The organism is Streptomyces nanshensis, from assembly GCF_001751255.1.
Lineage (GTDB): Bacteria > Actinomycetota > Actinomycetes > Streptomycetales > Streptomycetaceae > Streptomyces > Streptomyces nanshensis_A.
The window spans coordinates 1-5,232 of the sequence record NZ_LJGW01000127.1 but is presented as its reverse complement, the minus strand read 5'-3'; the positions used below and the strand labels follow the sequence as shown (position 1 = coordinate 5,232).

Here is a 5,232-nt window from a genome sequence, read left to right as displayed (position 1 = left end):
GGGGACGGCGTCCCGGCAGCGCGCGGCGCGGTTCGCTCATGGGACGTCCGCTGCGTGCGGGCTTCGCGATGGCCGTCGCCGGCTGCGCGCTGGGCGGTGCGGCGGTCGCGGCCGGTACGGGTGTGCTGCCCACGCCGTTCGGAGGCGGCGGCACACCGGCGGCCAGCGTCTCTCCCATGGTTTCCCCGGGCGACGACGAGCGTGAGGAAGCGGCCGGCGGCAGCGGCAGCCCGTACGACAACGGGCCAAGACGCGGCACCCGCGAGGGCGGCTCCCCGTCCGACTCGCCGAGCGGCGAGGACCTCGCGGGCACGGATCGCGGACGGGACGGCAAGCCGTCCAAGGACCCCAAGGGCGACGAGGACTGGCTGCACGGCGACGGCAAGCGCCTCTCCGAGGCGGACAAGAAGGCCATGGCGCGTGCGCTCTGCGAGGCGTACGAGGAGGACCAACTCTCCCTGCGCTACCGGCTCCGGCTGGAGGCGGCGGCCGGCGGCCCCGCGGGTGTGAAGAAGTTCTGCGCCAAGCACGACCGCGGCTGGGGCGAGTACACCTCGGGCGGCATGGGCAATGCGGGCGGCGTCGGTACGCCGGGCACCCCGGGCGACTCGGGCGGTTCCTCGAACGGCAACAGCGGCGGCGAGGACGGCGACAGTTCCGGAGGCGGTAACTCCGGAGGCGACTCGGGCGGCGAGGACAGCGGCGGTTCGCAGGGCGGCGATTCTGGCGGCGACTCCGACGGAGACTCCTCCGGGGGGTCCACCGGCGGTGCCGGCGGCAGCAGGCCCGACAGCGGCGGCCAGTCCGGAGGGGCCGACGGCGAGCAGATCGGCTCCGGCGAGACCTCGTCGACGCCGAGCGCCAGCGCCTCGCCGATGCCCTGACGCATTCGTCCGCGCCCGCTCCGACGCACTCGCTCCGGCGCGGTTCTCCCGTCACCCGTGCACGTCCGTACGCGACGCCGGACCCCTGGCCGTACGGACGTGAACTCCCCGCCGCCCGGGGCCCGTTCGCACTCCCGGGCGTCACCGCATCCGCCCCCGGCGCCGCGCCGGGGGCGCTTCCGTTCCGGTGCCCGGACGGGTCGGAGGCGGCGTCGGAGCAGGCCAGGGGCATGTGACTCACGTCACACGATTTAGTTGAATCCTGGTGTGACACTTTCCGGCCCGACGGCGCAGTAACAAGTGAGCCGACTGGTCATCGGCTGCGCGACAAGTCCGAGGTTCCCCCCGTACCTTCGGGCTCGCGCGAATGGCGCGGGCGGGACACGTTCCCCCGGTCCCGCCCGCGCCCCATCGGGGAACCACTCCGTGAGGGCGCTTCCGCTCTGATCTCCGCCCTCAACCGCCGTGCGCCGCGCGTCACTTGTAGACGACGACCTTGTCGCCCTTCTTCACCTGCGCGAAGAGCGCCGCGATCTTCTTCTTGTCCCGTACGTTGACGCAGCCGTGCGAGGCGCCGCTGTAGCCGCGGGCCGCGAAGTCCGACGAGTAGTGGATCGCCTGCCCGCCGCTGAAGAACAGCGCGTACGGCATCGGCGTGTGGTAGATCGTCGAGACGTGGTGCCGGCTCTTGAACGCGACGCCGAACTCGCCCTCGCGCGTGGGGGTGTAGGCCGAGCCGAAGCGCACGTCCATCGCCGAGACCAACTGTCCGTTCACATACCAGGCCAGCGAGCGGCTCTTCTTGCTGACGCACAGCGCACGCCCGGTCAGACAGCGCGGATCCGGGTCGTCGAGCGGCAGCGTCGTCGGCGGATACAGCTCGTCGTGCGACGGCGGCGACGTACGGGCGCGCAGCGCCGACCACGCGCTGGAGGTGAGCGACCCGCTCGCGCCCATGCCCTGCTGGCGCTGGAAGCCGCGCACGGACGCCGTGGTGACGGACCCGTAATAGCCCGTCGGATTGCGATCGAAGAGCTTCAACTTCCGCAGGCGCGCCTGGAGTTCACGCACCTGGCCGCCCTGCGACCCGTTGGCGAGCAGTACGCGGTCGACGGGCGCGGCGGGCTTCGGCGGCGCGGGCTTCTTCGTGGGCGGCTCATGGGTCTTCTTCGGTGTGCCGTTGCTCACGGAGGAGCGCTCCTGCTTCTCCTCCGGCGCGGGCGAGATCGAGGTCTTCGTCACGTGGACGGGCCCGCTGCCCGCCGCCTGCGCCTTGCACCCCGACGCCGCGCCGCCGCCGACGGCCAGCGCCGCCGTCACCGCCCACACGCTGCCGCGCCGTGCCCGTACGGACCATGTCGACCTGGCGGCCCCCGACATTCCCAACCCCCGGATTCTGAGCGGACATCACGGAATTCCCCGTACCGATCGCCTCTTCTCTTCCCGCCACGCCCCCGCGCGAACCGTGCCGCGCGACGGCATCCTGTGAGGGGCGCTCGGCACGCTGTGAGCAAGGTCCCAGCGTGCGGGCCTGCAACCGGCGAACGCGGATCGCTACAGTCCGTGGCAATCGAAGCGCCAGCCCGAGCGGCCGCCGGCTCAACCGAGCGGGACGCCGGCAGGGCCTGCGGCCGGCGAAGACAACCGGCCCCCCGAGACCGTACGGAGGCACAGTCCATGGCACGCCAGTCGGGCAACCAGCGGTTCAACGAGAGCGGTCTGCCCATCGAGCCCGTCTACGGCCCGGACGCACTGGAGGACTGGGACGCCGGTACGAAGCTCGGAGAGCCCGGCGCCTATCCGTACACGCGCGGCGTCTACCCGACGATGTACACCGGGCGTCCCTGGACGATGCGCCAGTACGCCGGCTTCGGCACGGCCACCGAGTCCAACGCCCGCTACAAGCAGCTCATCGAGAACGGCACGATGGGCCTGTCCGTCGCCTTCGACCTGCCGACGCAGATGGGCCACGACTCCGACGCGCCCCTCGCACACGGCGAGGTGGGCAAGGTCGGCGTCGCCATCGACTCCGTCGACGACATGCGCGTCCTCTTCGGCGGCATCCCGCTGGAGGACGTCTCCACGTCGATGACGATCAACGCCCCTGCCGCGCTGCTGCTGTTGCTCTACCAACTCGTCGCCGAGGAGCAGGGCGCGGACCCGGCGAAGCTCACGGGCACGATCCAGAACGACGTGCTCAAGGAGTACATCGCGCGCGGCACGTACATCTTCCCGCCCAAGCCGTCGCTGCGGCTGATCGCGGACATCTTCAAGTACTGCCGCGCCGAGATCCCCAAGTGGAACACCATCTCCATCTCCGGCTACCACATGGCCGAGGCCGGGGCGACGCCCGCGCAGGAGATCGCCTTCACCCTCGCCGACGGCATCGAGTACGTGCGGACGGCCGTCGCCGCCGGGATGAGCGTGGACGACTTCGCGCCGCGGCTGTCGTTCTTCTTCGTAGCGCGTACGACGCTGCTGGAGGAGGTCGCCAAGTTCCGTGCGGCGCGGCGCATCTGGGCCCGTGTGATGCGGGAGGAGTTCGGCGCGCAGAACCCCAAGTCGCTGATGCTGCGCTTCCACACGCAGACCGCGGGCGTCCAACTCACCGCGCAGCAGCCCGAGGTGAACCTCGCACGCGTCACGGTGCAGGCGCTCGGCGCGGTACTGGGCGGCACGCAGTCGCTGCACACCAACTCCTACGACGAGGCGATCGCGCTGCCCACGGACAAGTCGGCGCGGCTGGCGCTCCGTACGCAGCAGGTCCTCGCGTACGAGACGGACGTCACGGCGACGGTCGACCCGTTCGCGGGCTCGTACGTCGTGGAGTCCATGACGGACGACGTGGAGGCGGCGGCCGTCGCGCTGATGGAACAGGTCGAGGACCGCGGCGGCGCGGTCAACGCGATCGAACAGGGCTTCCAGAAAGAGGAGATCGAGCGCAGCGCGTACGCGATCGCGCGGGAGACCGACAGCGGCGAACGGGTCGTGGTCGGCGTCAACCGCTTCCAGCGCGAGGAGGACGAACCGTACGAGCCGCTGCGCGTCGACCCGGCGATCGAACGCCAGCAGTGCGACCGGCTGGCGCGGCTGCGGGCGGAGCGGGACCAGGCGGCGGTGGACGGTGCGCTGGCGGAGCTGCGGAAGGCGGCGGAGGGCACGGACAACGTCCTCTACCCGATGAAGGAGGCGCTGCGCGCGCGGGCGACGGTGGGCGAGGTGTGCAACACGCTGCGGGAGATCTGGGGGGCGTACGTGCCGACGGACTCGTTCTGACGGGTGCGCGGTTCGGGCGGGGTTGAACTGGGCGCCTCCGGTTCGTGGTTGGTGGCGGGGGCGGGCCGCTCCGGTGTCCCGTCCCCTCGCTCCGCTGGGGAGACCCCAAGTCGCTCCGCTGGGGAGACCCCAAGCGTCCCGCCCCCGGAACCACAACGCACGGGTGGCGAACGGCAACCGCTCACAGCAACCGCAGCACCGCCCCCAACCCCCGTTCCGCCCCCGGTGACGCACCCGCCGGGAGGACGTACGCGCGGAGGCCCGCGGAGGCCGCGCCACCGTCCTTCGACGGGTGGTCGCCGACCATCAGGGTCTCCTCCGGGGCGATCCCCAACTCCCCGCACGCGTAACGGAAGAGACGCGGATCCGGCTTCTCCGAGTCGTGTTCGTACGAGTGGACCCACGTGGAGAAGAAGTCCGCGAGCCCGTGGTGGGCGAAGGTCGCGCGCAGGTCCCAGCCGACGTCGCTGACCACGCCCAGCGCGACGCCCCGCTCGGTGAGCCGCGTGAGGGTCGCCTCGGTGTCCGCGTACGGGCGCCACAGCCCGGGTGTCTGGAGCTGTGCGTACAGCGCGTCCGCGTACGGGGCGAGGGCCGGTGCCGACGCGTACCACGTGGTGAACGCGTGCCGGTGTGCCGCCGCGGAGACGTCGCGGCCGGCCTGGGCGGCGATCACGTCGGGGTCCGCCAGGCCCGCTTCCAGGGCGTCGAGGACGGCGTCCATCTCCGCGTCCGTGACGGGGCCTGGCAGCACCGCGCGGATGCGCTCCTCGTAGCCGCCGATCTGGAAGAGCGTGCCGGAGAAGTCGAAGAGCACCGCGCGCACGGGCGGCGGAGGCGGGGACGTACGGGTGCGGAGGGGGCCCTCGGGGCCGCAGACGGTGGTCATGTGACCTTCCTAGCGCACCTCCGGCGTTGCCGAACGGGGATCGGGAGCGCAGGATGAGGGTCCGATTACCGGCGAGTATGGGGAGTGCTGGTGACAGCAGAAGTCGGGACGGGCGCCGGGCGCCGTGAGCGGCGCGGGCTGGCCGAGCAGGCCGCGGCGCTGGCCGCGGGCGAGGTGACGGCA

The 5,232-nt window shown here is 72.0% G+C and carries 4 protein-coding genes and 1 pseudogene; 3 read left to right on the top strand and 2 right to left on the bottom strand.

The features are described from left to right. Positions 1–884: pseudogene (locus tag AN218_RS07240) on the top strand (hypothetical protein); the annotation flags it as partial. 477 nt (positions 885–1,361) lie between these two features. Here AN218_RS07240 and AN218_RS07235 read toward each other — a convergent pair. Then, positions 1,362–2,072, bottom strand: a complete 711-nt coding sequence (locus tag AN218_RS07235) for a L,D-transpeptidase family protein (RefSeq protein ID WP_420855945.1) — start codon at positions 2,070–2,072, stop codon at positions 1,362–1,364. On the opposite strand from AN218_RS07235, the gene AN218_RS39005 reads away from it, so the two are divergent. Next, the gene (locus AN218_RS39005; RefSeq protein ID WP_420855944.1) at positions 2,065–2,373 is read left to right on the top strand and encodes a hypothetical protein; all 309 of its coding nucleotides are present in this window, start codon (positions 2,065–2,067) and stop codon (positions 2,371–2,373) included. The genes AN218_RS07235 and AN218_RS39005 overlap by 8 nt on opposite strands. Positions 2,374–2,561: 188 nt before the next feature. Then, positions 2,562–4,160, top strand: a complete 1,599-nt coding sequence (locus AN218_RS07230; protein ID WP_070015931.1) for an acyl-CoA mutase large subunit family protein — start codon at positions 2,562–2,564, stop codon at positions 4,158–4,160. A gap of 181 nt (positions 4,161–4,341) precedes the next feature. Here AN218_RS07230 and AN218_RS07225 read toward each other — a convergent pair whose 3' ends face one another. Continuing rightward, positions 4,342–5,049, bottom strand: coding sequence for an HAD family hydrolase (locus AN218_RS07225; RefSeq protein ID WP_070015930.1), 708 nt, complete (start codon positions 5,047–5,049; stop codon positions 4,342–4,344). Between the last annotated feature and the right edge of the window lie 183 nt (positions 5,050–5,232).

Bases quoted from the DNA above. Each gene is read 5' to 3' on its own strand.
- AN218_RS07225 (WP_070015930.1), bottom strand. From the start codon at position 5,049: ATGACCACCGTCTGCGGCCCCGAGGGCCCCCTCCGCACCCGTACGTCC.
- AN218_RS07230 (WP_070015931.1), top strand. From the start codon at position 2,562: ATGGCACGCCAGTCGGGCAACCAGCGGTTCAACGAGAGCGGTCTGCCC.